This window comes from Staphylococcus sp. 2S1, assembly GCF_046721335.1.
Lineage (GTDB): Bacteria > Bacillota > Bacilli > Staphylococcales > Staphylococcaceae > Staphylococcus > Staphylococcus equorum_A.
On sequence record NZ_JBEUUJ010000003.1, the window covers coordinates 1,671,019 to 1,696,872 of the forward strand.

The window sequence follows — 25,854 nt, forward strand, 5'->3', positions numbered from 1 at the left end:
TTGTATGGCTTAGTGTTGAAATTATTGAAAATGCTTACTCTGCTAATATATTTATTTCATATAATACAAAAAAACTGGAAGATGACCATTGTTTTAATGAGCATCTTCCAGTTTTTAATTTTTAATAGAACGTATAAAGTTCCACAATAAGTTAAGCATGGAATATTAATAGAATTACTACTGCAACGATTTGTGCTATTACAGTGGTAGCAATTCTACGCGTATAAAAGTAGCTTATTGAGAGTGCAATTTGTACGATAAAGATGAAGAAAACAATCCATAAATTATCTAGATAGTAGAATAATGAAGCCGAGCAAAGCGCCGTAATTATAATACTAAGCCAACTTGGTATGTTTAATTTAATCAATTCTTTTTGTAAAACTGTTCTCATATAGAGTTCATGACAAGGTATAACAAAGACTAATGTTATTAACATTTGCCATTTAAAATATACGCCAGTTCGTGTTAATTCTTTAATTAATTCAAGATATTTTATATCCGAAGAAATTGCTCGCAATAATCAGCTGAATAATAATTAATACGATACCAGTAATAATTCCAACACCTAGAGAAGTAAGTAATCTCTTAGATTCTATATCTCTTTGATAAAAGATATAACTAATACCGCCTATAAGCATAATGCCAGTATATAAATACCAATACTCTTGTTTTTCTCCCCACATAATGAAGAGGATGATGTGGAATACAATAAAGCTTAAAAGAAACCAGATTAAAGCCTTTGAAATTCTATGCATTTTTTACTATCCTTCTTGTTCAACGATTGTATATCGCTTATGATTAATAACGGTTTTTTCAGGCAAGTCTAAATCATTGAAATTTTCCATAATTGTTAAGTCAACAATTACTGAATTATCATTAATTTTTTCTACACGGCCTTTTAAACCATCATAAAATTCTACTATATTTCCAACTTCTGCAACAGTCATTTTTAGTCCTCCCTAGAAATGCTAACTAGATAGTATTATACAAAAAAAATTAGGACAAATAAACAAATAACCATTAAATTGTGTGATATAAGCCGATTTTGAAACTTTTTATCATATTTAAAGTAAATGATTGGCATTTTTAGAGGAAATATAGCATAAATAAGATAAGGGTATATTTATAGGGAAAAGGAGTGCAATAGATGAAGTTTATTAATAATAATGATATTACAGATCCAACATTAAATTTAGCAATGGAAGAATATGTTTTAAAAAATATGCCGAAAGACGACAGCTATTTTCTATTTTATGTGAATAGACCGTCTATTATAATTGGTAAAAACCAAAATACGATTGAAGAAGTTAACAAACCATATATTGATGCACATAATATTGATGTTGTGAGACGTATCTCAGGTGGGGGTGCTGTTTACCATGATGAAGGTAATTTAAACTTCAGTTTCATAACAGATGATGATGGTAACAGTTTCCATAATTTCAAAAAATTCACTGAACCAATTGTTGAAGCATTAAAATCGTTGGGTGTTGATGCTGAAATGACTGGTAGAAATGATATTCAAGTAGGTAAAGCTAAAATTTCAGGTAATGCTATGGTAAAAGTGAAAGAGCGTATGTTTAGCCATGGGACATTAATGTTAAATAGTGAATTGAGCGAAGTTCAGAATGCATTAAAAGTAAATCCTGCAAAAATTAAATCTAAAGGAATTAAATCTGTACGTAGTAGAGTCGCAAATATTTCAGAATTTCTTGAAGAACCTATTGATATTGATGACTTTAAAGAAATTATCTTAAAAACTATTTTTGGAGAAGCAAATCAAGTCGAAACGTATCAACTCACAGATGAAGATTGGAAAAATATTGAAAAATTGAGTAACGAGAAATATCGTACTTGGGATTGGAATTATGGTAGAAATCCAAAATATAACTTTGAAAGAGAAGAGAAGTTTGAAAAAGGCTTCGTTCAAATTAAATTAGATGTTAAACAAGGTCGTATTGAGCATGCAAGAATTTTTGGAGATTTCTTTGGTGAAGGTGATATTACAGAACTTGAAAAAGCATTAGAAGGTACGTTACACGAATTTGATAGTATTGAAGAAGCATTTTCAAACTACGATATTTATCATTATTTTGGCGATATCGACCGCCATGAACTCATTAGATTAATGTCATAAGTAAGTGTTATTAATAAGCATAAAACTCAAAAAGGTCTATTCTCTAACTTATTGGTGTAAGTAGGGAATAGACCTTATTTTAAATAACAATCTATTAAATTATCCAACGAGAAATTCCTCCAGGTTTCTGTATTCTTCAGTATATCGTTTGAAATCCTGCTCGTTTTTATTCTTAAGTGCGTGGTCAATGAGGTGTTCTAACTGCTGTTTACGGACATTTCTTAACGACTCATCAATGATTAACTCAATACCTAAATCATTAATCGTTGATACAAAAGATTCTAATGAATTGTATTTAACATTTGTATTGTTTTTCATTTTCAACACAGCCCCTCTATCTATATTTACATATAGTATACAGCCTTTTATTTTTGAAATCAATAAATAGTCAGACTTTTCCGAAAATATAAGTGTAATTTGCAACTTTTCAAAAAATAAGAAAATGCAAAAGTATAATAACTGAAAATCAATTGTAGGAAACTTATAAAATATTTTATTATATAAGTTGATTTTAAAATCTTTGTGTTATATTATTTGAGTATCACCATAAGTTTTAAGGAGGCGTCAGCTATGATTCAACAATACATTATTAAAAAAGGTGATATGGTTCTTCAACCATGTAATTTATCTATAGGACTAAATGAAGGTACTTGTGTATTAAAGTACAAAGAGGAGCGTGATATCGTAAAGGAACGGACACATAAAATTATAGATCGTTCATGTAGATTTTATGGTAGTAGTTATGTATTTAAAAAAGAAGACACAATGAGAATTACTGGCATTAATAGTAAACCCCCAATTTTATTCACTCCATTATTTCCTACTTACTTTTTTCCTACACATTCAGACCGAAAAGAAGAAAACACTTGGATTAATATTCATTATGTACAAACGATAAGAGCTTTAAAAGATAAAAAATGTAAAGTCACATTTGTCGATAACCAAACTATAGTTGTTAATATTTCAGCGCACAGTATGCATCATCAATACTTAAATGGCATATATTATTACTATATGATGGATAGAGCGACTACGGTGGCTACTTTTGATCCTGAATCTCCTATAGACTATACGAAACCACAATTAAATATTTATGAAGCATTAGCAAAATATTCTCTATTTGAAAATAAATAGCAAAACATTTCTGAAATATAAATGTAAAAATGTCATATGTGGAATATTATATTAATTTAGTGTAAATATTCCGCATATTTTTTTGCTAAAGGTACTTGAAAATTTCTCTGTAGTTGATATAATAGTATTTGTGCTTGATTGAGATATCAATTATTCCACAGTAGCTCAGTGGTAGAGCTATCGGCTGTTAACCGATCGGTCGTAGGTTCGAGTCCTACCTGTGGAGCCATTGGAAACGTACTCAAGTTGGCTGAAGAGGCGCCCCCGCTAAGGGTGTAGGTCGCGCAAGCGGCGCGAGAGTTCGAATCTCTCCGTTTCCGTTAATAAAAACAAGATTTTTAATACCGAAGTCCTTAACAGGATTTCGGTATTTTTTGTTTTGAAACTTTAAAATTTGTAAATCCATAAATTATTATTTAATAATATTAAAGTGAGTAATAGATATATGTAACCCAAGGAATCTTCTGATTTTATGGAAGATTCCTTGGGTGTACGTTTTTTTAATTTTTAAAACTTGAGAAAACTAGCAACAATTTTTATTGTCTTCTTCTTTTTTTCGTTATTTTCTTCTTTTTTATCCGTATGTTCTTCAATTTCTACTGAACAACATGATTGTTCTTGTGGTTTTAATTTTTTTAATGCATCTTTGATACCCAATTACTACACCTCCTTAAATAATTAAGTTAACAATTAGACCAGTAGCAATTGCTACGCCTAAAATTGCTATAATAAAAGATATTACAAATTTCTTTTTAAATAATTTGGATAACAATATGACTTCAGGAATACTTGCGCCTGCACCACCTATAATTAACGCCACCACCGTACCTAATGACATGCCTTTAGATACTAATGCTTCAGCTATAGGCAGCATTGTTTCTGGTCTGATATACATTGGAATACCAATAACAGAAGCAATAACAACTGAGATAATACCATCGCCACTTGCATATTGAGTTATAAATGCTTCAGGAATAAATCCATAAATAAATGCTCCTATAAATACACCAATAATTAAATAAGGCAACATTGGATATAGGAAAGCCCAAGCATCATTTAACGCTTGCTTAACACGAGATCCCGATTTATTTGAGAAGAAACCATCGCCTTTAACAGTAACGCCTTTATAACTCTCTGCCAGATTCATTTTTGAAAATACAAGACCTGTTAAAATACTGAAAAATGCTAAGACAATAAAATAAACAACAGCAACTTTCCAACCTAATAGAAGCCAAAGCATAAATATCATGAGTGGATTCATGAGTGGGGAAGCGATTAAGAAACTCATAGCCGGACCAAATGGAACTTTTGAGTTTAATAATCCGGCAAGAATAGGAATAGTGGAACAAGAACAAAACGGTGTAATAGCTCCAAAAGCCATACCCAATACATAGTTTGTTGCTTTGTTAGGTTTGCTCAACAGTCTTCGTATTTTATCTTCCGAAACGAGTTGTTGAATTAAACTTACGATAAAACTTACAATTATAAATAGTGATAACAATTCAAAAAATAACATTAAAAATGTTTTGATGAATTCAAAGATTAACTCTGTCATTAGTGAAGCTCCTCTAAATATATTAATCAACTTTTATTGATGTATTAATCAAAAAAAGTTGATTAATACAATGTGAAATAAGGTGAAAACTACAATATGTTACAGCAAGTATCTTCAGTTAATACGACTTGGATTTGTGCTTCGTTGATTTTGTAGTAGTTCCATGTACCGTGCTTTTCAAGAATTAAAATCTGTGCATCGACTAATTTTTTTAAATGATAAGAAAGTTTAGATTGTTTTAAATCTAATAGCGCTTCTAAGTCACATACACATAGTGATTTATTAGGGCTCTGACTAATTTGATTAAGTATTTTTAAGCGGTTTTTGTCAGCGAGTGCGTTGAACATATTTTCATAATAGGTTAATTTGTCATCTTCATTTAAATGATTCGTATTTTTTATAATGTTCATAAGTTACACCTTTCTAATTAATCAATTTTTTTTGATGTATTAATTATAATATATCATGACGATTATTTCAAATTTCAATTTATAACATTATTAATATCATATAGACAATCATCTATATAGATGATATTCTATGTACTTGTGAGAGGGGAGATAAACGTGTCATATAAAGAAATATCGATCGTATTAAAAGTTTTATCTGACCCTAGTAGGTTAGAAATTTTGGATTTACTTTCTTGTGGTGAGTTATGTGCATGTGATGTATTGGAACATTTTCAATTTTCTCAGCCAACGTTAAGTCATCATATGAAATCGTTAGTAGAGTGTGAGTTAATTACTACACGAAAAAAGGGGAATAAGCGCATGTATCAGCTTAACCACGATGTATTTGAACAAATTAATCAAAGTTTAAATCTAATAAATACTACAAATGAATTATGTGTTTGTAAAGATATGAAGTCAGGTGAGTGTTAATGATGACGATATTAGCAATCACAATCTTTGTATTAACGTTAATTTTTGTTATTTGGCAGCCTAAAGGTTTAGATATTGGTATTACTGCATTAATAGGTGCTGTAGTTGCTATAATCACCGGCGTTGTGAGCTTTTCAGATGTACTGGAAGTTACTGGAATCGTTTGGAATGCGACCTTAACGTTTGTTGCTGTTATTCTAATTTCACTCATATTAGATGAAATTGGGTTCTTTGAGTGGTCTGCTATACATATGGTTAGAGCATCAAAGGGTAATGGCTTGAAGATGTTTATCTTTATCATGCTCTTGGGTTCAGTTGTAGCGACCTTCTTCGCAAATGATGGTGCGGCTTTAATACTTACACCTATTGTATTAGCAATGGTACGTAATTTAGGCTTTGATAAAAAAGCAATATTTCCATTTATCATTGCTAGTGGTTTTATTGCAGATACAACCTCATTACCACTTATTGTTAGTAATTTAGTTAATATAGTTTCTGCGGATTATTTCGATATAGGTTTTATTGAATATTTCAGTAAAATGATCATACCTAATTTATTCTCGTTAATTGCAAGCATTCTTGTTTTATGGTTGTATTTTAGAAAATCTATTCCTGGCAAATTTAACGAAGTAAATATCAGAGAACCAAGAGAAGCGATTAAAGATAAAAAACTTTTTAACATCTCGTGGATCGTACTTGCTTTCTTACTCGTTGGTTATTTAATAAGCGAGTTTATAAATATTCCAGTATCTATTATAGCTGGTATCATTGCTTTAATATTTGTATTATTAGCGCGTAAATCTAAAGCGGTACATACGAAACAAGTAATTAAAGGTGCGCCATGGAATATTGTTTTATTCTCCATTGGTATGTATCTCGTCGTTTTTGGTTTGAAGAATGTCGGCATTACGACTTTACTTGGAGATGTACTAACAAATGTTTCAAGTTACGGTTTGTTTAGTAGTATCATGGGCATGGGCTTTATAGTCGCATTTCTTTCATCCATTATGAACAACATGCCAACTGTATTAATAGATGCAATAGCAATTGGTCAATCGAGTGCCACAGGATTATTAAAAGAAGGCATGATTTATGCCAACATTATTGGATCTGATTTAGGACCTAAAATAACACCAATCGGCTCTTTAGCCACACTTCTTTGGTTACACGTGTTAACTCAAAAAGGAGTGAAAATATCTTGGGGTGTATATTTCAAAACAGGAATTATTATCACAATCCCTGTTTTATTTGTAACCCTATTAGGTTTATATTTAACACTAATTATTTTCTAAAAAGAGAGGTAGTAATAGATGAATAAAAAAACAATTTACTTTATATGTACTGGTAATTCTTGTCGTAGTCAAATGGCTGAAGGCTGGGGAAGAGAAATACTCGGCGAAGAATGGAATGTTTACTCAGCAGGTATCGAAACGCATGGCGTAAACCCCAAGGCGATAGAAGCGATGAAAGAAGTAAACATTGATATTTCAAATCATACATCCGATATGATTGATAGTAATATTTTAAAACAGTCGGACCTCGTTGTTACACTTTGTAGTGATGCTGATGATAATTGTCCAGTTATCCCACCTAATGTAAAAAAAGAACATTGGGGCTTTGATGATCCAACAGGTAAAGCATGGTCAGAATTTCAACGTGTAAGAGATGAAATAGGCGATACAATTAAACGATTTAATGAACTATAAGCATTTAAATTTATTTTGTTATTTTTAAATGAAAAACTTAAAAATGAGTATGAAATAAATCAGAAAAATAATAAAAACCTTCAAAGTAGACACTAAAAGTGAAAACTTTGAAGTTTTTTTATGTCAAAATAGCGATGTATTAATAATTACAGTAGATAGGAATTTAAGTTTTAAATAATAGTAATGTTTTTTAAGAACTAACTAGGGAAAAAGTATATTATAAGCAATAAGATTATAAAAATTAGATATGCTTAGATCTTTACCAATAATACGAGGCAATAAGTTTTTGATTTTAACTCAAGATATTGCATGATTAATATACTTGATGTTGTAAAAAAACATAAAAATATTATAAAACGCCTCTATAGCAGATTTGAAGATAGGTCATTTATGGAAAGTGTTGCAAAATTCTTTTGTTTTTACAATAAATATTGTTTGCGATGTTGTATACAAACAAAAAAAGTGGTAAGCTATGCAATGTGGTAAATTAAGAAAATAGGAGAGATATATATGGGCTTTATTATTATGATTATAGTAGGCGGTTTAATCGGTTGGTTAGCCGGCGCAATTTTAGGTAAAGATATTCCAGGTGGAATTATTGGTAATATTATTGCAGGTTTAATCGGTTCAGCTATAGGTAGTAGATTATTAGGCACTTGGGGTCCAGTTTTAGGTGGCGTTCCAATCTTACCAGCATTAATCGGGGCAATCGTATTAATCCTAATTGTTTCACTTATTATGAAAGCAATTAGAAAATAGTATATAACCACTCACCATTTGGTGGGTGTTAGTACTTAGACAAACCATTTGCTATAAAGCATTTGGTTTTTTTAATAGATACTATTCCTTGAGGGGATATTTGTTCATTCATTTCATTGTTTAATTCTTACATGAAATGGAATAAATATTTTTTCTACTTCAATTATATATTTATTTTGTGTTTTTGCTTTTATATGAATGCAGTCAATGAATAATTGTAATTGATGATATTGTTTTTGTTTTAAAAACAGTAGTGATTTGGGCCGACTCCTGCGGGAAAGCACTAGTCGAAGACTACAGGCTGAGACAGTGCCCGCGGAAAGCGTGCACAAAAAACTGCCAACAAAGTCATAGATTTTGTCGACACTCTGTTACTCACCATTTGGTGGGTGTTTTTTAAATTTTGATAATATTGATACGTCTTTGTACAAATAAAAAAGCTAACCGTTTTCTATTTTAGAAACGATTAGCTTTTTTTATTTTCTCGTAAACTTCAATGTATGTGAAATCTATTTTTTACTTATTAAGTTTTTGATTCCTTTTATAATAAAGCCTACTACTACAGATCTGAAAACACGTGATATAATATTTTTCATTATTAATCCTCCTAAGTTACAATTCAAATTTCCTTAATTTGCTGTATAGTTTCTTTACCCAATTTTCGATGGAATATTGGAGAAAATAGAAAAATTTTTAACTTTTAATAAAATAATGCTTATTTTCCAAAAGAAATAAGACCGTCTTCATCTGCTTTGTTAAAGAAAATCGTAATGATACCACTAATGATAGCGATAACGTATGGAATGCCTGTCCAAAAGAACACTAAATGTACAATACCTTGTAAAAGTTGATTTGAGTAAAATTTATGAATGCCACACCAACCGAGTATAAATGCAAGTATAACGTAAATGACTTTATTTACTTTCATATGTCTAGTCCTTTCATTTTAAAATTATTATCTTAATTATCTCTTATATTAAGCGATTCAACAATCGAAAACAATTAATGAAAAACGAATTCTCGTAAAAAGCCAATTATTGTTTCGAACTTTTTATTTAATTCATATATAATATAGTTAAATAAACATAATAAGGAGCATACAAATGATTAGAAAAGCTAAACCTAACGATAAGCATGAAATTGCAAAATTATGTTATATCATTTGGAGTCAATTAGACATTGACTTAGTGGAATATACTGAAAAAGAGAGATTACTAAAAATTATGGAACAAAGTATGGTGGATGTACAATATAGAGGCCATTATAGTAACACTTGGATATACGAAATCGATGGTGAAATTGCAGGTTGCTTAATTGCATACCCTGGTGATAAAGAGTTAGAGCTTGAAAAGGCTTGGTTAGATATGGAATTAGATGAAGATATTAGAGTTTATGGAACGCCGATGCCAATGAAAGAAGCTAATGATGATGAATGGTATATAGAAACTGTTGCTACCTTTCCAGAATTCAGAGGGCAAGGTGTCGCTACTAAATTAATTAAACATGTATTAGAGACGTATCCAGAAGAAAAATGGAGCTTAAATTGTGATTTACTCAATGATGGAGCGTTACATGTTTATAAAAAATTAGGGTTCCAACCTACAAGTGAATTTGATTTATATGGTCATATGCATTATCACATGGTTCATGTAAAAGCCTGAGCTTTTATTTTTATTCGTTTAAAAAGTAAAAAAATCGATCTTCATGAGTATGAAGATCGAAAAAGTAATACTTACTTTATTTGATTGCTTGGTTAAAGTTGTTTGTTGAGAAATATATTAAATACCACCGAGCAGAGCACTAATATAAATACCAAGTGCATACAGTAGACCGAAGAATGTGTTCGTTTTTCCTGTTGCGACCATTGCTCGGCATCATAGTTGCCGGCGTGTCATTCTTTTTGAATCTACGTACAGCCTTGATAGGTAGCGGGAATGACAGTAAAGCAAGTAAAAAGAAAATTGAACCACCAGGTTGGAAGAACGTAATATAGATAACTAATGCATACGCGACAATGTACATTAATGCTAAGAAGCGTATAGAGTTATTTTTACCTAATAAAATAGGTAATGTCTTACGACCACTTTCTTTATCTTTAACACGGTCACGAATATTATTAGCCATATTGATTAAACCGATTGTTATAACAATTGGAAGACTGATCCAAACAGCTAGACTTTGTAAATTACCTGTTTGAATGAAGAATGCAATTAAAATAATAATCATACCCATGAAAATTCCAGAGAATACTTCACCAAAAGGAGTCCAAGAAATTGGGAACGGCCCACCCGTATATAAATAGCCGATTGCCATACACACGAGTCCAATTGGTATGAGCCAGAACGAACTGTTGATGGCTATAAATAGACCTAGTAAAGCGACAATGACATAAAATGCAATGGCTATATTCATGACTAACTTAGGACTCATGCCATTTCGAACGATTGCACCACCTATTCCTACAGAAGTGTGGTCATCTAATCCTTTTTTGAAATCATAGTATTCATTAAACATGTTTGTTGCGGCTTGAATTAATAAACAAGCGATTAACATGGCTAAAAGCAAAGCAAGACTTAGATGATCTTCACTACCGAGTAGGAATATTTTTGCAGTAGCAGTACCAACAAGTACTGGTACCACAGCGACGGTTAAAGTATGTGGTCTCATTAAGTGCCAGTATTTTCTGACAGTAGAATATTGTTGATATTGAGATGCCATAAAATTTTATACCTCGAATTCTTTTATATTAAAATATTTTTTATCAAATTTATTTTAATGGAAGAACTTGTAAAGGTCAAATAACGTGAAAATTATATAAATGAAATAGGCTAGATACCATACACATATTGTGAAAAGTGGTACAATATTATAATGAGTGCAAACTGATAAATGAAAGAAGTGAAATAGATGACTTTGGACGTCAAGGAAAGTGAAATTGTCGAAGCGGTATACGAAAGTAATCATACTTGGGTTTCTGTAGAAGCAAAATTAAATTATGAATTAGATCCTACTGTATTATTCCATGTTACGGAAGACAGTGCAGGAGACCGTTTTTATTTTAAAAAAAATGACAACAAAACTTCATTCTTTGGCTATCATGCTATTAAAAGATTTAAAAATGACTTTGAAAGTAAACAATCTATTTTCCGAGAATGGGAAAAATATAAAAGTGATATTGATTTAATTCATCCAAATTCAGAACGACATCATTTAAAAATTTGTGGCGGATTCCAATTTTCAACACATAAATCTGGAGATGAGTGGCGTGAATTTGGTATTAATCATTTTATATTACCTGAAGTATTGGTAACTATGGAAGAAGGAAACACGTATATTACCTATACTGTAGAAGCAGATCAATTTGAAATTGACTCATTTTTAACGATTATAGATAAGTTAACTCAAGAGAATGTTAGCCCAAATTTTGAAAAAGGTGAAATTAAACGCATTGAGGATATTTATAAAGATGAGTGGCGTGATTTAGTTAAAGATACAATAGATATATTAGATGAAAACAAAAAAATTGTGCTTGCAAGAAAACGATTGATTATGTTTGATAAAAATATAAACATCCCTTATATCTTAAACCAAGCAACACAAGGTGAACATAATAGTTACTTATTTGTATTAGAATCACAAGACAGTGTATTCTTTTCACAAACACCTGAACAATTAATGGAAATTAATGATGAAATATTATCTACAAAAGCAGTTGCAGGTACGATTAAACGTACACATCAAGATGATGTGGATAATGAAAATATAAATGCATTTTTAAATGATGAAAAAAACTTAAATGAACATCGCTTTGTAGTAGATAGCATATTGAATGACATTGAATTGTATGTAGAAGATATTACTTACAATGAAAAGCCACAAATTTTAACAAATGATCATTTGTATCATTTGTATACGAAAATTAAAGGACAATTGATTAGTGAATCTTACATTGGTTTATTAGATAATCTTCACCCGACGCCGGCACTTGGAGGTTACCCAAAAGAGGAAGCAATTGAATATATTGAACAAAATGAGTTTGGAACACGTGGGCTTTATGGCGCGCCAGTTGGCTATATTGACATGTATGATAATTGTGAATTTATCGTTGCAATTAGATCTATGTTGATTAAGAAAAATCAAGCAACATTATTTGTCGGTTGTGGAATTGTAAGTGATTCTGATGCGGATAGTGAAGTAGAAGAGACTGCTGTTAAATTTAGCCCAATGATGAAAGCATTAGGAGTCGAGAAATATGAATAACCATACAACTGCATTAACAAAACAGGTATTTACTTTTGTTTCAGAACTATATGCATACGGAATAAGAGAAATAGTGATAAGTCCAGGATCTCGTTCAACACCAATGGCAATTGCAATTGAAGCACACCCTAAAATGAAATCTTGGATTCATCCAGATGAACGTAGTGCCGCTTTCTTTGCGATGGGATTAATGAAAGGCAGTGAGCGACCAGTTGCGATTCTTTGTACATCTGGTAGCGCTGCTGCGAATTATACACCAGCCATTTCTGAAAGTAGCTTGAGTCATTTACCACTTGTGGTACTAACAAGTGATCGTCCACATGAACTCAGAGGTATTGGGGCACCACAAGCAATAGATCAAACAAATATGTTTGCAAATTATACACAATATCAATTTGATTTCCCAATTGCTGATAGTAATGATGACCAAGACTTTATGACGAATACAGTTAAATTCCAATTACAAAAAGCGAGTCAGTATTTATATGGCCCGCATCGAGGTCCAATTCATCTGAATTTACCATTTAGAGAGCCACTGACACCTGATTTAGAAAAAGTTGAATGGTTAACTTCAGATACGAAGATTATGCCACATTACCAAAAAACGACGAGTCTCAATGAAATAAATGTAATTGTTAAAAAACGCAAAGGTCTTATTATCGTTGGCGATATGCAAGCATCAAGATGTAGATCAAATACTCACATTTGCGACAATACATGATATGCCTATACTTGCTGACCCACTAAGTCAATTACGTCGTGAGCATCATCCTAATGTAATAACAACCTATGATCTTTTATTTAGAGCAGGGTTGGAAGTGGATGTTGATTTTATAATTCGAGTAGGTAAACCAGTTATTTCCAAAAAAATAAACCAATGGTTAAAAGAGACGAAGGCATTTCAAATTTTAGTGCAGAATAACGATAGACCAGATGCATTTCCAATAACACCTCATGTTTCTTACGAGATGTCTGCAAATGATTTCTTTAGACAATTATCTGAGACGACGACAGTTGAACGGAAGCAATGGTTAGAAAAATGGCAATCATTAGAGAAACATGCCAAAGTTGAAATTAAAGATTATGTGAGAACTGCGACAGATGAAGCGGCTTACGTAGCAAATGTACTAGACAAACTAACAACAGCTGATGCATTATTTGTGAGTAATAGTATGCCAATTCGTGATGTAGATAATTTGTTTACTGACTGTGAAGCAGAGATTTATTCAAATCGTGGAGCTAACGGTATCGATGGTGTTACTTCAACAGCATTAGGCATGGCGGTGCACAAGAAAGTGACATTGTTGATTGGTGATTTAGCCTTTTATCATGATATGAATGGCTTACTCATGTCTAAATTAAATGATATCAACTTGAATATAGTGTTATTAAATAATGATGGTGGGGGAATCTTTTCATATTTACCACAGAAAGATACAGCTGATGCATATTTCGAAAGATTATTTGGCACACCAACAGGATTGGATTTTGAACATACTGCGCTACTTTACGACTTTACATTTAAACGATTTGAATCTATTGAAGCATTTAAATACACTGAGTTATCCAAATTTGGCGCACATATTTATGAAATTATGACGCATAGAGAAGATAACCTACAACAACATCTTAAACTCTATAAAAAGTTGAGTGATATTATCAATGTTACATTATAAATTTCATCGAGCGAATCAATCAACCAATCAATTAATAGTGATGCTACACGGATTTATTAGTGATCAGCACGCATTTGATAATCATATTCAAATGTTGAAAGAAAGCGTAAATATCGTAACAATTGACTTGCCTGGACATGGTGTAGATGAATCTCCATTTAATCAAGAATGGGACTTTCCTTTTATTAGCCAACAGTTAGATGAAACGCTAGAAGTGTTTAGTGCATATCAATTATTTTTACATGGCTATTCAATGGGTGGTAGAATAGCGTTGTATCATGCAATTCATGGCAACACTAAATTGACAGGTCTTGTTTTGGAAAGTACATCTCCAGGCATTGAAGATCAAACAGCACAGATAGAAAGACAACAAGTTGATTATGCACGTGCCCAAGTATTAGAAATTGCAGGATTAGAAGTTTTTGTTAATGATTGGGAAAAACTGCCACTATTTTATACACAACATGACTTAGATAAGATTACTAAATTAAGTATTCGTAACATGAGAATGCGCCAAGACGCATCAAGATTAGCAAAAGCTTTGAGAGATTACGGTACTGGCAACATGCCTAATTTATGGTCGGAATTGAATCAAATACAAATCCCGACATGTATTATTGTTGGAACTTTAGATGGTAAATTTTGTGAAATTGCTCAAAAAATAGTTTCAATTATACCGAAAACTGAACTTTTTGAAATAGCACAGAGTGGACATACTGTTCATGTGGAAGAAATGGCAGAATTTGATAGAATAGTATTAGGTTTTATTCAAAAGGAGGAGCAAAATGACTAGACAGTGGGAAACAATTAAAGAATATAAAGAGATTAAGTATGAATATTACGATGGAATCGCTAAAGTAACAATTAATCGTCCTGAAGTGCGTAATGCTTTTACACCAAACACGGTACAAGAAATGATGGACGCATTTACTAAAGCACGTGATGATCAACGTGTTGCTGTTATTATTTTAACAGGTGAGGGAGATAAAGCATTTTGTTCTGGTGGAGACCAGTCAGTACGTGGCCACGGTGGCTATGTAGGTGAAGATCAAGTTCCTCGTTTAAACGTATTAGATTTACAAAGACTTATTCGTGTAATTCCAAAACCAGTTATCGCAATGGTAAGAGGTTATGCAGTAGGTGGCGGCAATGTATTAAACGTTGTATGTGATTTAACAATTGCTGCAGATAATGCCATCTTTGGTCAAACTGGACCAAAAGTAGGATCATTTGATGCTTGGTTACGGTTCTGGTTATTTAGCTCGTATCGTAGGACATAAAAAAGCACGTGAAATTTGGTATTTATGTCGCCAATATAATGCACAAGAAGCATTAGATATGGGATTAGTTAATACAGTAGTACCTCTAGACGAAGTAGAAGATGAAACTGTTAGATGGTGTGAAGATATTAAGAAACATTCACCAACTGCTTTAAGATTCTTAAAAGCTGCTATGAACGCAGATACAGATGGCTTAGCTGGACTTCAACAAATGGCCGGAGATGCAACATTACTTTACTATACAACGGATGAAGCAAAAGAAGGTAGAGATGCGTTTAAAGAAAAACGTGATCCTGATTTTGATCAATTCCCTAAATTCCCGTAAGGAATTATTATATTAACCGTTATTGAGAGGTTAACATATACTGTCGACAAAGTATCAGACTTTGTCGACATTTTTTTGCGCTTTTGCGCAAGTACAACTTCGACTTTACTATGTATCTTTATACGGAATTATCTAAGATATGATTTCGATCCATTATTGTGACTTTATTCAGTGATTTTGCCCATAGTAAAAGAATAAAAAAGATGAATAACTGGAATCATTACATAGATTTTATTTTTATATAAAAATAAGATAGTGTATCAATTTATAGTTAGAAATACGTTGTTTAAAAAACTCTTTTAATAGTTATAATATATTTGACTATAATTTAAAAATATATTAATATTATAATGAAAAGAAATGAGGGAGAACAATGGCATCAGACGCTAACGACCAAATACGAAAAGAAATGTGCTACTTATTTTATATTACGAGTAAAGAAGTTGTAAATCGTTTTAATCGCTACTTAAAACAGTATGATATAAGCTTTCCTAACTATATTGTATTACTTTATATTGAAAACGATAAAAATGTTTATATTAAAACGTTATGTGATGAACTCTATTTAGATTCTCGGTACTATAAGCCCTATAATTAAACGTTTAGAAAAAAAAGACCTAATTAATCGAATCAGAACAGAAGAAGATGAACGTAGAGTTAAAGTGAGATTAACAGAAAAAGGTTTGAAACTTAAAGAAGAATTCAGCAAAATCTCCGAAGATGTTATTCAACAATTTGATATGGAAGGTGAAGAGTCAGTTACTTATTATCAAATTTTAAAAGCGTTTGCTGAGAAAAATGTTTTTAAGAAAAATGAAGATTTATAAATATAAAGCACCCGCTAAACATTGAAGATAATTCAACATTTAGCGGGTGCTTTTGTGTCTATAATAAAAAATTATTGTTGATAGTATTTCTTAAGAAATTCTTCAAGTCTTCTCATACCTTCTTTTAAGGCGTCAAGTTCATAAGCATAGGATATACGTACATGACCTTTACCTAAATCAGTAAAAGCTGAACCTGGTACCATTGCTACATGTGCTTTTTCAAGTACATTAATACAAAATTCAAAATCGTCATCAGTAAATTTTTTGATGCTAGGGAAGATATAAAAAGCACCTTCTGGCTTAGCATCAAGTTCAAATCCGAGAGACTCTAATTTTTGAATTAAAAAATCACGACGTTCAATATAAGCTTTATTCATATATTGTGGTGCTTCTAAGCCTTCATTTAAAGCGACAATACAAGCAATTTGTGCTGGTACATTTGCACAAATACAATTATAAGCATGCATAAATGTTAACTTTTCAATTAAGTACTCAGGTCCAATTAAAAATCCAATACGGATACCAGTTGCAGAATGTGATTTACTTAAACCACCTACGAGTAAAAGTTGATCGCGGATAGCATCAAATTCTGCAAAAGAAGTATGTTTTCCACTAAATGTGTTTTCAGCATAAATTTCATCACTAATTATGAATATCTCTTTATCTTTCAAGGTCTCAGTGATTGCTTGAACCTCATCATACGATAATATGACGCCAGTAGGGTTAGTTGGATAGTTAAGTAATATTGCTTTTGTATTGTTCGTAATATGAGCTTCTATGGCCTCAGGAGTGATTTTATACTGAGACTGAGTTGTATCTATGAAAATTGGAACGCCACCCAGTGTTTTAATTAAAGGAATGTATCCTGCATAAATAGGGCCAGGAACAATAATTTCATCGCCTTGATTAATAATACTTCGTAATGCTGTATCTAATGCTTCACTAGCGCCATTAGTAATAATAATTTCTTCAGTACTATACTTAAAATGATAGCGTTGCTCAAAATATTCACTTACAGCGTTTCTTGTTTCAAATAATCCTTTATTATGCGAATAGGTTGTTTGATCTTCATTTATCGCATTAATATATGCAGATTTAACTACATCTGGCATAGGAAAATCTGGTTGGCCAATTGTTAAATTGATACAGTTATCAATGTTCTTAATACGACTTGAAAATTGACGTATGCTTGGTGCGCTTAAATATTTAGCATTATTGTTTAAAGAAAGTTTCATTGATTATTTCACCTCGAGATTAAAAATACCGAATTGTATTTTTATATGTATGATTAATAGATATCATCAAATTATTTCTATCATAACATATTTAAAATAAATACAATTCGGTAAAAGCTTTTATTAACCTTTGAATTTAGAAGGTGACTGCAAATTAATAACTGGGTTTGTCCATTTTGATACAAAACGTGTCGATAAAATATAAACAATGAAACATGTTGCACTTAAAAGATAAATATAAGTTAAAACAGATATTTCATCTTTAAACGGATGAAGACCGAAACCACGAACCACTCCGATTACAAGACCATGTAATAAATAGATATGCATTGTTCTACGTCCTATATAAGTAAAGAATTTTTCTTTTTCAGGTATTAAATTCAAGAAAGAAAACATTGTTGCTAAAATAATAAAATAAAGGAGTAATCTTTTGAACGGACTGTAAAGATCTTGTTTCCCTTCTAATGACATATATGGCGAATCACCTAACAACCAGTCTGAATTGATTGGATGAATGGTATAGATTATATAGAAAGTCACTAAAATTATAAAAGCAATAGGGACGAACTTTTTATTTCGTAAAATTTGAGTATGTTTACTTGTAAATAAATAACCTAAATAAAATATCGGAAAGAACATAATCGTTCTTGAAAAACTCAAATAATTATCAATATTGTCAGAATAACCAACAAATAATGAAAAAATGATTGCTATTGGTAAGACAAAATAAGGTTTATAGTCTTTAACAATTACTAAAATCACATGAAAGAAGAATAATGTAAGTAAAAACCAAAGTGCGAACACTGGATCGAAAGGATCGAATTGAACGCTATCTTCTTTACCAGTTAAATAATAATATATAGAGAAAAAACCAAAGAAAATAATATAAGGTATTAATAGTTTTTTAGAGACTTTTTCTAAATAACCAGCTTCTCCTGCTTTTTTTGCAAAGTAACCAGAAATAAATAAAAATGCTGGCATATGAAAGCTGTATATTGTTAAGTACAACGACGATAGATATGTACTCGCTTCATTGTAAGGTTGTAATAAATGCCCAAAGACAACAAGAAAAATCAATATTGCTCTTGCATTGTCAAAAAAGTAATCTCTCTTTTTTAATTGTGCCATGCTTTTTCTCCTTTAAAAGTGCCGGGTGAATTTTATAATCACTGATACTAATTTATTATAAATCATATGAGAAATGCAACAAAATAGATCGATTTGTATTTTATTATTGTATATTATGTAGAATGACATTATAATATTAAGAAATATAATAGTGTCATTTGATTGGTAGTAACAAGTAAATTAACATAGTGGAGATGAAGCAACATGTACAAACAACTAGAACAATTAATTACACTGACGAGTAACGATTTGAACTTAGTAAGTAGAAGGTTTGGCCAACGTACAGATTTAACTTCAGAGCAATTAGAAATGTTAAGAATTTTATACAATTATGAAGTTTTATCTCAATATGACTTAACTATGAAAATTAATAAAGAACAATCAATTGTATCACGTTGGATAAAAAAACTTTGCCAAATGGGTTACATAACTAGTAAACAATCTAATAAAGATTTGAGATGTAAAGATTTAATGGTAACGGATAAGACAAAGGAACTTGTACAACAAATTAATGAGGTAAGGGTAGCTTTAATTGAAGCGCGCTGCCAAAATTTAACTTCACAAGATATAGAAGACTTAAACCATTTGCTATATAAATTAAACGTTCGTCATGCTTATTTACGTTAGATTATTGGGGCTGATTAATTTATATGAAAGCACCAATAAATAAAAATTTAAGAGTACATGTATCACTCATAGAAAATATCTGTTGAGTGATCATGTACTCTTATTTTAATTGTATAAAAGAAAATATAGTATTGTAGGTGTAAATTAAGCTTTATAAGTATTTACATCAAAATATTTACCTAATTTACCCATTGAATCATAGAACCCTTTAATACGTGTGGCATTGTGCTCTGCCCATCTTACGTCAGTTGCGTATTGATGTTCACCTGGATTTTCAGGGTTCCAACGCATTTTATAAAGTGTATTTTGACCTTGGCTGATGTATGAACTTGAGATGAATTTAGCGCCACCAACGATTGCTTTTTTAACTGTATCCCAACCGTTAGATTTGGCAGTAGCGAAACCTTGTTTAACTGCATCGCTATCAACTGCTCCGATACCAAACATATTATAATATTTGTTTGGACCATCTGTTACGACTTTATCATCTACTACATCGCCACCGTTAGCAAGTTTTGAAGTACCATCGCCTGTTTCTAATAGAGCATGTGAGATTAAATAAACTTCATTTATATTGTAAGCCTTAGTCGCTTCACTGAATGCTTCGCCTTGACCTTCTAAAATGCCTTTACCAACTAAAAGTTTATCTAAATCTGCTGAAGCAATATCTTGAGATTTATCTAAACGTAAGAATTGATATTTTTGAGTAGGGTCTTGTGCTAATTTACCAGTATCCATAGCATTTTTTATTTCGATAGGTGTAGCATCTTCCCATTTACCTGGTGTGTGTTGAATTTGAGGTTTGGTTTTTAAACCTGCTTGAATTGCAACAGCTTCATCTAGCGTTAGACCAGATTGATAATATTTGATTAACTCTTTGCGTAAGTCTTCTTCTTTAATCCAAACCATTTGGCCATTAGATAGTTTGCCGTGATACCAAGTCACACCATTGACAACTTGTTTCTCGAATACTGTAAAGATACTTTCATAGAAATCATTTAATGAGCCTGCTGGTTGATTAGAAGTTGGATCTAAGTAATAACTACCATCAGCATTATAAATAACATAATCAAATTTATAAGGTGTAACTGCCGATTTAGTTACGTCAGATGTTTGAGTTTCGGTTGCAACTTTATTATTTGTATTTGTATTTAAATCTTTAGCCGCAATCCATCCAGTCTTGTTATTAACATTACCGTACACGTATTCATCTTTATCCACTTTAACTGATTTAGAAGCATTAAATTGATTGTTTTTCACATTTTTTAATGAGTCTAATTGTTGAGCTTTTGTACCCCAAGGTACTGCATAAAGTCCATTATTTGTAGATTTAATTGTGAATTGACCATTTTTAGCAGATGTTTTACTTAAATCACGTGTATTGATGTCTTTTGTATTAACCCAACCTAATGGTGTGTTTTGGTTAGAATTTTGAATTAATACGTAAGTGTTATCGCCTTGTGTACGTTGTTTTGTAACGTTAAATGTACGGCCTGATAATTTAGATGCATCTTTGGCTTTTGTATCATTAACTTTAGTCTTAATACCAGAATTTGTATTATTTAATTGACCAATTTTACTTACTGATTGAGTTGGGTTTGCTGTATTTTTAGTAGCAGACTTCATTAACTGTAATATCACCGGTTTGCATCCAACCTATATTACTATTCGTTTTGTTATCTGTTATTAAGTAGAAACTATTACTTCCAAGTGTAGCTTTTTTACTTAATTTATAAGTATTGCCATTCACATATGGTTTTTGTACACCTTGTTTGTCGTAAACTGAAGTGTAGACACCATGATTTGTTTTGGCTACAGTACCTTGTTGGTTAGTAAGATTAGTTACTGATAATTGACCTGTATTTGCGGGTGGGGCAACAGTTGAACTTGGTGAAGACAACTTACTTAAACTTACCCAACCAGATAAATCATTTACAGAGCCATAAACATAGTTTGTTTTACCAATTTGTTGTTGTTTCGTTGCTTTAAATGTTTGGTTAGCGTTACCTGAAACAGTTCCAGCTTTTTGAGAGCTAGTACCCCAAGGGACTGTATATAAAATTTCGCCTGGTTTAATATTATAAGTTTTATTTATCGCAGTAACAGGTTTAGCTGTATTATAATCCACATCATTTTGGTGAACCCAACCAATTAAGTTCCCTTTATTATAATCAATTACCAAATAGAAATTTTCGTTGCCTATTTTGGCTGATTTTGTAACTTTTAGTGTTTGATTTGTACGATCAGTTTTTTTACCTTGGTGGTCATAAACTGTTGCATATAAGCCATCATTCGTAGTATTAATACGGCCAACACCATTATTAGCTTCTACTGTTAATGAACCTGTTTTTGGTGGGGTAACAGTACTACCAGTGTTACTAGAACCACCCGTACTACCTGAGCCACCAGTATTGCTAGAACCATCTGTATTTGTAGATTCGTCTTTGCCACTAGTACTACCTGAAGATGTTGCTCCCCAAGGTGCTACTTGACCAGTTTTAATTAAATATTTTTCATAGATTAGGTCATATAATTCATCATAACTGTAGTTATATGAAGCTAAGTAACCATGAGGGTCCGTATGATTAGAACCACCTAGGAAAGTACTAACGGCTTGGTGAGTCCAAACTGTACCTTGTCCATCGTACTCAGCACTATCTGGTGAAAGACCATAATATTGTAGGTTTGTTGCCGCATAATCAGCATAATTGTTAATTGAACGTGCAAATGAATCATAATCATGTGTATGAACTAACTCAACATGAATAAATCGATCGTTTGCAGCTGGACCGACGCCCCAAGCAAGATAGTCAGTATTTGCAGTTTCAATAATACGATTACCGTCAATATATGCATGAACAAAAGCACTATTATAATTATTCTTCATGTAGTTAATTTCACCAGTAATAGTTGAGTTATCATTTGCAGTTTCGTGTAAAACGATACCTTCTGGTTTACCATAACGATAATTATATTGCGGTAAATAACTTGCAATATCTTGTTCATAATTTGGAGCTTGGAAGTTATTGTTACGAATATAGTTATTAAGTGATGAACTCACTTGTGGACTATATGCTCGGTAGAGAACTTGTTGTGCCCGCTTCTCTTGTTATTGCAGAACGCGTTGAAAGCGTATTATTTACATTAGCTGATGCTACTCTTAATTTAGGAGTAGCTTCTGTACTTACTGTTGTCGCAGTAGTACTTGGCGTACTAGGCTTAGTTGCAGTTGATGTTGCCTTACTATCTTCGCTTGTGCTTTGTTCACTTACGTCAGAAGAGGCATCTACTTTATTATCTTCAGAAGCTTTAACATCTTCATTAGAAGCATCTTCTTCAGTAGCTTTAGCATCTTCAGAATTCTGTTCACTTACGTCAGAAGAAGTGTTGTCTTCTTTATTATCTTCAGAATCTTTAGCATCCTTATCATCTTGAACGTCTTTATCAGAAGTATCTTCTTCAGATTGTTGAGTATCTTCAGAATCTTGTTCGTCTAAGTCAGAAGAAGTATCTTCTTCAGATTGTTGAGCGTCTTCAGAATCTTGTTCGTTTAAGTCAGAAGAAGTGTTGTCTTCTTTATTATCTTCAGAAGCTGTAGCATCCTCATCATCTTGAACGTTTTTATCAGAAGCGTCTTCTTCAGACTGTTGAGTATCTTCAGAATCTTGTTCACTTACGTCAGAAGAAGTGTTGTCCTCTTTATTTTGTTCAGTAGATTGACTAGTTTCACCATCTTGAACGTCTTCATTAGAAGCATCTTCTTCAGTAGCTTTAGCATCTTCAGGATTCTGTTCGTTTACGTCAGAAGAAGTGTTGTCCTCTTTATTTTGTTCAGTAGATTGACTAGTTTCACCATCTTGAACGTCTTCATTAGAAGCATCTTCTTCAGTAGCTTTAGCATCTTCAGGATTCTGTTCGTTTACGTCAGAAGAAGTGTTGTCCTCTTTATTTTGTTCAGTAGATTGACTAGTTTCATCATCTTGAACGTCTTCATTAGAAACATCTTCTTCAGTAGCTTTAGCATCTTCAGAATTCTGTTCGTTTACGTCAGAAGAAGTGTTGTCCTCTTTATTTTGTTCAGTAGATTGATTAGTTTCATCATCTTGAACCTCTTTGTCAGAAACATCTTCTTTAGTAGCTTTAGCATCTTCAGAATTCTGTTCGTTTACATCAGAAGAAGTGTTGTCCTCTTTATTTTGTTCAGAATTTTGATTAGCTTGATTGTCTTGAACGTCTTTATTAGAAGTGTCTTCTTCAGTAGCTTTAGTATCTTCAGAATTTTGTTCGTTTACATCAGAAGAAGTGTTATCTTGAGCTGTATTTTGTTCAGTAGCTTGCGTATTTTCAACAGTTTGATTGTTATTAATTGGAGTTGTTGTATCATCAGTTGAATTATCTTCATTATTTTGAACATTAGTATTTTCCTCAGATTGTTGAGCATTTTTAGAACTTTGTTCGTTTACGTCAGAAGAAGTGTTGTCCTGAGCTGTATTTTGTTCAGTAGTTTGCGTATTTTCAACAGCTTGACTGTTATCAACTGCAGTAGTTGCATCATCAGTTGAATTGCCTTCGTTGTGTTGAATATTTTGATTAGAAGTATCTTCTACAGATTGTTGAGTCTCTTCGGAATCTTGTTGGTTTAGGTCAGAAGAAGTATTGTTTTGAGCGGGCTCTTGTTCAATACTTTGAGCATCTTCAGAATCCTGAGTGTTTTCAGTTACTTCATTAGCCTCAGATTGCGTATTCGCTTGGTCTTCTTGGCCTGAAGTTTGTTGATTGTATGTATCTTGACTTGGTGTTTGCTCAGAGTTCAACTCATCTAATTCTGCATCGTAAGTATTAACTTCGTTTGCTAAGGTCTGTTCAACTTGTGTAGGGTCTTGGTATGATTGTGTACCTGAAATATTAGTGGTAGGTTTACTAACTTCAGATTTGATTTGTTCACTTTGTTTAAGTGTATTCTTATCATCTAACACATTCTCGTTTGTAGATTTATTTTGTACGTCATCTGCAGCTTGTGCTTGATGAGATGTTAAAGCTGTACCTGCTAACGTTAGTGCTACCATCGACGGTACTTTATAAGTAAACTTTTTCTTAGTCATTAAACTGCCCCTTTAACTATATAATTTAATGTCTATTATAATACGACTTTTGGAGGAGTGGTTTACTTTTTACTGATTTGTAATATAAAATTAATCTAATTAAGTTTTGGAAAAGTTATAACATCTGATTTAATGCGTTATAAAGCTTAATTTTGAAAATATTGAAATATTACACAAATCGAAATATTACAAAAGATAGTTGCAATATAAATACAAAAACATATTAAATTGGGTTAAATTGATTTTGTCATAGCAATATGATCAATATTTTCCTCAATAAAAATCTTTCCAAAAGGTTTATATCCTAGAGATTCATAAAAAGTTTGAGCATGGCATTGTGCATTTAGCATTAAGGAATGATGGCCTTGATTTTTAGCGGATTCTTCTAAAAATTGCATGAGTAGTTTGCCATATCCAGATTTTCTATGAGATAAAATAATAGCAACTCTTTCTATTTTAACGGCATTGTCATAAGGACGAAATCTACCAGTGGCGAAGGGGATGTTGTTTTCATCATATCCAATGATATGCGTAGCAATAGCTTCGTATTGATCTATTTCATTTTCTAACGGTACACCTTGTTCAAGAACAAATACTTGTTTTCGAACACTGTATGCATCTTCCATCATGGAAGGCGTGGTAACAATTTTAAACATAACAATTCCTCATTTCATTTATTTTGGTTAAAAAAAGACCCTATCAAAGTTTAATATGATAGGGCGTTAATTTATTGATTATTGTGCTTCTTTTCTAATTATCGCAGTATATTGCCAAAAAATTCGCATTTGAGCAATATTCCAATTATTCATACCCATAGTAAAACCAGACGGTCTGAATAAATTAACATCTGTAACCTCTAATGCGACCGCAATAAGATATTGGATAGGTACGCTAATTTCTTTCATTGTTTCTGTTATACCATTTTGATTATAAACCCACGAAAACGGTAATTCTGATTCAAAAACATCAACTTTTTCGAATATTTCTGGAAGTCCAACAATATAACATGCACCATCGATGATAGGGTTGTTATCACTATCTTTATAATATATGCGTAAAGCTTCATAGTTTTCACGGTGTTCATGATTGACATAGAAAAATTCATTTCTAAAAAGCGCCATATCTTTGCTGTGTATCATTTGTTGTTCTAAAACATTAAACATTCCGTTTACATGAGCAAGTTTTTCGTATGTTTTGCGTGACATATAGTGAGCTCCTCTCC

General features: G+C 31.9%; 19 protein-coding genes, 2 tRNA genes and 7 pseudogenes. 15 read left to right on the forward strand and 13 right to left on the reverse strand.

The genetic code is table 11. The features are described 5' to 3' along the window. Positions 1 to 151: 151 nt before the first annotated feature. Positions 152 to 755 (reverse strand): annotated as a pseudogene (locus ABLV90_RS08870) (type II CAAX prenyl endopeptidase Rce1 family protein). 6 nt (positions 756 to 761) lie between these two features. Next, the gene (locus ABLV90_RS08875; protein WP_002508073.1) at positions 762 to 947 is read right to left on the reverse strand and encodes a YkvS family protein; all 186 of its coding nucleotides are present in this window, start codon (positions 945 to 947) and stop codon (positions 762 to 764) included. 200 nt (positions 948 to 1,147) lie between these two features. Here ABLV90_RS08875 and ABLV90_RS08880 point away from each other — a divergent pair, with 200 nt between their 5' ends. Continuing rightward, positions 1,148 to 2,137: a lipoate--protein ligase gene (locus tag ABLV90_RS08880; RefSeq protein WP_285322898.1), complete on the forward strand. Its 990-nt coding sequence runs from the start codon at positions 1,148 to 1,150 to the stop codon at positions 2,135 to 2,137. Between the two features lie 99 nt (positions 2,138 to 2,236). Here ABLV90_RS08880 and ABLV90_RS08885 read toward each other — a convergent pair whose 3' ends face one another. Next, positions 2,237 to 2,455: an IDEAL domain-containing protein gene (locus ABLV90_RS08885; RefSeq protein WP_069818212.1), complete on the reverse strand. Its 219-nt coding sequence runs from the start codon at positions 2,453 to 2,455 to the stop codon at positions 2,237 to 2,239. Positions 2,456 to 2,707: 252 nt separating this feature from the next. Between ABLV90_RS08885 and ABLV90_RS08890 the strand changes: the two genes are divergently transcribed. The 3 genes from ABLV90_RS08890 (at position 2,708) to ABLV90_RS08900 (ending at position 3,591) form a co-directional block, all read left to right on the forward strand. Beyond that, on the forward strand, positions 2,708 to 3,271 hold the full coding sequence (locus tag ABLV90_RS08890; protein ID WP_460872512.1) for a competence protein ComK: 564 nt from the start codon (positions 2,708 to 2,710) through the stop codon (positions 3,269 to 3,271). 154 nt (positions 3,272 to 3,425) lie between these two features. Next, positions 3,426 to 3,500: transfer RNA gene (locus ABLV90_RS08895), tRNA-Asn, on the forward strand. Between the two features lie 2 nt (positions 3,501 to 3,502). After that, positions 3,503 to 3,591, forward strand: a tRNA-Ser gene (locus ABLV90_RS08900). A 203-nt stretch (positions 3,592 to 3,794) separates the two neighbouring features. Here ABLV90_RS08900 and ABLV90_RS08905 read toward each other — a convergent pair. From ABLV90_RS08905 to ABLV90_RS08915, 3 genes and pseudogenes are all read right to left on the reverse strand, one after another. After that, positions 3,795 to 3,928: pseudogene (locus ABLV90_RS08905) on the reverse strand (alcohol dehydrogenase). A 13-nt stretch (positions 3,929 to 3,941) separates the two neighbouring features. Next, positions 3,942 to 4,826 (reverse strand): permease, encoded by an 885-nt coding sequence (locus ABLV90_RS08910; protein ID WP_427705056.1) that lies wholly within the window; start codon positions 4,824 to 4,826, stop codon positions 3,942 to 3,944. 89 nt (positions 4,827 to 4,915) lie between these two features. After that, the gene (locus ABLV90_RS08915; RefSeq protein ID WP_285322905.1) at positions 4,916 to 5,236 is read right to left on the reverse strand and encodes an ArsR/SmtB family transcription factor; all 321 of its coding nucleotides are present in this window, start codon (positions 5,234 to 5,236) and stop codon (positions 4,916 to 4,918) included. 156 nt (positions 5,237 to 5,392) lie between these two features. Here ABLV90_RS08915 and ABLV90_RS08920 point away from each other — a divergent pair, with 156 nt between their 5' ends. The 4 genes from ABLV90_RS08920 (at position 5,393) to ABLV90_RS08935 (ending at position 8,172) form a co-directional block, all read left to right on the forward strand. Then, the gene (locus ABLV90_RS08920) at positions 5,393 to 5,707 is read left to right on the forward strand and encodes an ArsR/SmtB family transcription factor (protein WP_427705053.1); all 315 of its coding nucleotides are present in this window, start codon (positions 5,393 to 5,395) and stop codon (positions 5,705 to 5,707) included. Next, positions 5,707 to 6,999, forward strand: coding sequence for an arsenite efflux transporter membrane subunit ArsB (arsB, locus tag ABLV90_RS08925; RefSeq protein WP_460872513.1), 1,293 nt, complete (start codon positions 5,707 to 5,709; stop codon positions 6,997 to 6,999). The genes ABLV90_RS08920 and arsB overlap by 1 nt, the downstream gene beginning before the upstream one ends. Positions 7,000 to 7,017: 18 nt before the next feature. Continuing rightward, positions 7,018 to 7,413 carry an arsenate reductase (thioredoxin) gene (gene arsC, locus ABLV90_RS08930; protein WP_460872514.1) on the forward strand — a complete coding sequence of 132 codons (396 nt, stop codon included), beginning with the start codon at positions 7,018 to 7,020 and terminating at the stop codon, positions 7,411 to 7,413. A 510-nt stretch (positions 7,414 to 7,923) separates the two neighbouring features. Continuing rightward, positions 7,924 to 8,172, forward strand: a complete 249-nt coding sequence (locus ABLV90_RS08935) for a GlsB/YeaQ/YmgE family stress response membrane protein (RefSeq protein WP_069818224.1) — start codon at positions 7,924 to 7,926, stop codon at positions 8,170 to 8,172. 715 nt (positions 8,173 to 8,887) lie between these two features. Here ABLV90_RS08935 and ABLV90_RS08940 read toward each other — a convergent pair. Beyond that, the gene (locus ABLV90_RS08940) at positions 8,888 to 9,100 is read right to left on the reverse strand and encodes a TM2 domain-containing protein (RefSeq protein ID WP_427705046.1); all 213 of its coding nucleotides are present in this window, start codon (positions 9,098 to 9,100) and stop codon (positions 8,888 to 8,890) included. Positions 9,101 to 9,275: 175 nt separating this feature from the next. Between ABLV90_RS08940 and ABLV90_RS08945 the strand changes: the two genes are divergently transcribed. Beyond that, positions 9,276 to 9,833: a GNAT family N-acetyltransferase gene (locus tag ABLV90_RS08945; RefSeq protein ID WP_427705044.1), complete on the forward strand. Its 558-nt coding sequence runs from the start codon at positions 9,276 to 9,278 to the stop codon at positions 9,831 to 9,833. 117 nt (positions 9,834 to 9,950) lie between these two features. Here the strand turns inward: ABLV90_RS08945 and ABLV90_RS08950 are convergent. Next, positions 9,951 to 10,890 (reverse strand): annotated as a pseudogene (locus ABLV90_RS08950) (1,4-dihydroxy-2-naphthoate polyprenyltransferase). A 189-nt stretch (positions 10,891 to 11,079) separates the two neighbouring features. On the opposite strand from ABLV90_RS08950, the gene ABLV90_RS08955 reads away from it, so the two are divergent. The 5 genes and pseudogenes from ABLV90_RS08955 to ABLV90_RS08975 all read left to right on the forward strand — a co-directional run bounded on the left by ABLV90_RS08955 (position 11,080) and on the right by ABLV90_RS08975 (position 16,540). After that, positions 11,080 to 12,432 carry an isochorismate synthase gene (locus tag ABLV90_RS08955; RefSeq protein ID WP_460872515.1) on the forward strand — a complete coding sequence of 451 codons (1,353 nt, stop codon included), beginning with the start codon at positions 11,080 to 11,082 and terminating at the stop codon, positions 12,430 to 12,432. After that, a pseudogene (menD, locus tag ABLV90_RS08960) lies at positions 12,425 to 14,108 on the forward strand (2-succinyl-5-enolpyruvyl-6-hydroxy-3-cyclohexene-1-carboxylic-acid synthase). Before ABLV90_RS08955 ends, menD begins: the two are co-directional and overlap by 8 nt. Then, positions 14,095 to 14,901 (forward strand): 2-succinyl-6-hydroxy-2,4-cyclohexadiene-1-carboxylate synthase, encoded by an 807-nt coding sequence (gene menH, locus ABLV90_RS08965; protein ID WP_069818229.1) that lies wholly within the window; start codon positions 14,095 to 14,097, stop codon positions 14,899 to 14,901. Before menD ends, menH begins: the two are co-directional and overlap by 14 nt. Then, a pseudogene (gene menB / locus ABLV90_RS08970) lies at positions 14,894 to 15,713 on the forward strand (1,4-dihydroxy-2-naphthoyl-CoA synthase). Before menH ends, menB begins: the two are co-directional and overlap by 8 nt. A 373-nt stretch (positions 15,714 to 16,086) precedes the next feature. Continuing rightward, positions 16,087 to 16,540, forward strand: a pseudogene (locus tag ABLV90_RS08975) (MarR family winged helix-turn-helix transcriptional regulator). 71 nt (positions 16,541 to 16,611) lie between these two features. On the opposite strand, the gene ABLV90_RS08980 reads toward ABLV90_RS08975, so the two are convergent. Beyond that, complete coding sequence (locus ABLV90_RS08980) at positions 16,612 to 17,775, reverse strand: aminotransferase class I/II-fold pyridoxal phosphate-dependent enzyme (protein WP_460872516.1); 1,164 nt, start codon at positions 17,773 to 17,775, stop codon at positions 16,612 to 16,614. 123 nt (positions 17,776 to 17,898) lie between these two features. Next, positions 17,899 to 18,903, reverse strand: coding sequence for an acyltransferase family protein (locus ABLV90_RS08985; protein WP_460872517.1), 1,005 nt, complete (start codon positions 18,901 to 18,903; stop codon positions 17,899 to 17,901). 204 nt (positions 18,904 to 19,107) lie between these two features. On the opposite strand from ABLV90_RS08985, the gene ABLV90_RS08990 reads away from it, so the two are divergent. Continuing rightward, a complete protein-coding gene (locus ABLV90_RS08990) occupies positions 19,108 to 19,530 on the forward strand; it encodes a MarR family transcriptional regulator (protein WP_002508050.1) in 423 nt (140 codons plus the stop codon). Between the two features lie 144 nt (positions 19,531 to 19,674). Here the strand turns inward: ABLV90_RS08990 and ABLV90_RS08995 are convergent. The 3 genes and pseudogenes from ABLV90_RS08995 to ABLV90_RS09005 all read right to left on the reverse strand — a co-directional run bounded on the left by ABLV90_RS08995 (position 19,675) and on the right by ABLV90_RS09005 (position 25,837). Further along, positions 19,675 to 23,897: pseudogene (locus tag ABLV90_RS08995) on the reverse strand (GW dipeptide domain-containing protein). A 968-nt stretch (positions 23,898 to 24,865) separates the two neighbouring features. Next, positions 24,866 to 25,288 (reverse strand): GNAT family N-acetyltransferase, encoded by a 423-nt coding sequence (locus ABLV90_RS09000; protein ID WP_427705036.1) that lies wholly within the window; start codon positions 25,286 to 25,288, stop codon positions 24,866 to 24,868. A gap of 78 nt (positions 25,289 to 25,366) precedes the next feature. Beyond that, entirely contained in the window at positions 25,367 to 25,837 is a 471-nt protein-coding gene (locus ABLV90_RS09005) for a DUF2538 family protein (RefSeq protein WP_460872518.1), read from the reverse strand. Positions 25,838 to 25,854: the final 17 nt, after the last annotated feature.

What these genes read in the sequence shown, in the direction of transcription:
- ABLV90_RS08935 (WP_069818224.1), top strand. Translation starts at nt 7,924, where the DNA reads ATGGGCTTTATTATTATGATTATAGTAGGCGGTTTAATCGGTTGGTTA.
- arsC (WP_460872514.1), top strand. Translation starts at nt 7,018, where the DNA reads ATGAATAAAAAAACAATTTACTTTATATGTACTGGTAATTCTTGTCGT.
- ABLV90_RS08880 (WP_285322898.1), top strand. Translation starts at nt 1,148, where the DNA reads ATGAAGTTTATTAATAATAATGATATTACAGATCCAACATTAAATTTA.
- ABLV90_RS08915 (WP_285322905.1), bottom strand. Translation starts at nt 5,236, where the DNA reads ATGAACATTATAAAAAATACGAATCATTTAAATGAAGATGACAAATTA.
- ABLV90_RS08945 (WP_427705044.1), top strand. Translation starts at nt 9,276, where the DNA reads ATGATTAGAAAAGCTAAACCTAACGATAAGCATGAAATTGCAAAATTA.
- arsB (WP_460872513.1), top strand. Translation starts at nt 5,707, where the DNA reads ATGATGACGATATTAGCAATCACAATCTTTGTATTAACGTTAATTTTT.
- ABLV90_RS08940 (WP_427705046.1), bottom strand. Translation starts at nt 9,100, where the DNA reads ATGAAAGTAAATAAAGTCATTTACGTTATACTTGCATTTATACTCGGT.
- ABLV90_RS08875 (WP_002508073.1), bottom strand. Translation starts at nt 947, where the DNA reads ATGACTGTTGCAGAAGTTGGAAATATAGTAGAATTTTATGATGGTTTA.
- ABLV90_RS08955 (WP_460872515.1), top strand. Translation starts at nt 11,080, where the DNA reads ATGACTTTGGACGTCAAGGAAAGTGAAATTGTCGAAGCGGTATACGAA.
- ABLV90_RS09000 (WP_427705036.1), bottom strand. Translation starts at nt 25,288, where the DNA reads ATGTTTAAAATTGTTACCACGCCTTCCATGATGGAAGATGCATACAGT.
- ABLV90_RS08980 (WP_460872516.1), bottom strand. Translation starts at nt 17,775, where the DNA reads ATGAAACTTTCTTTAAACAATAATGCTAAATATTTAAGCGCACCAAGC.
- ABLV90_RS08885 (WP_069818212.1), bottom strand. Translation starts at nt 2,455, where the DNA reads ATGAAAAACAATACAAATGTTAAATACAATTCATTAGAATCTTTTGTA.
- ABLV90_RS08890 (WP_460872512.1), top strand. Translation starts at nt 2,708, where the DNA reads ATGATTCAACAATACATTATTAAAAAAGGTGATATGGTTCTTCAACCA.
- menH (WP_069818229.1), top strand. Translation starts at nt 14,095, where the DNA reads ATGTTACATTATAAATTTCATCGAGCGAATCAATCAACCAATCAATTA.
- ABLV90_RS08985 (WP_460872517.1), bottom strand. Translation starts at nt 18,903, where the DNA reads ATGGCACAATTAAAAAAGAGAGATTACTTTTTTGACAATGCAAGAGCA.
- ABLV90_RS09005 (WP_460872518.1), bottom strand. Translation starts at nt 25,837, where the DNA reads ATGTCACGCAAAACATACGAAAAACTTGCTCATGTAAACGGAATGTTT.
- ABLV90_RS08990 (WP_002508050.1), top strand. Translation starts at nt 19,108, where the DNA reads ATGTACAAACAACTAGAACAATTAATTACACTGACGAGTAACGATTTG.
- ABLV90_RS08910 (WP_427705056.1), bottom strand. Translation starts at nt 4,826, where the DNA reads ATGACAGAGTTAATCTTTGAATTCATCAAAACATTTTTAATGTTATTT.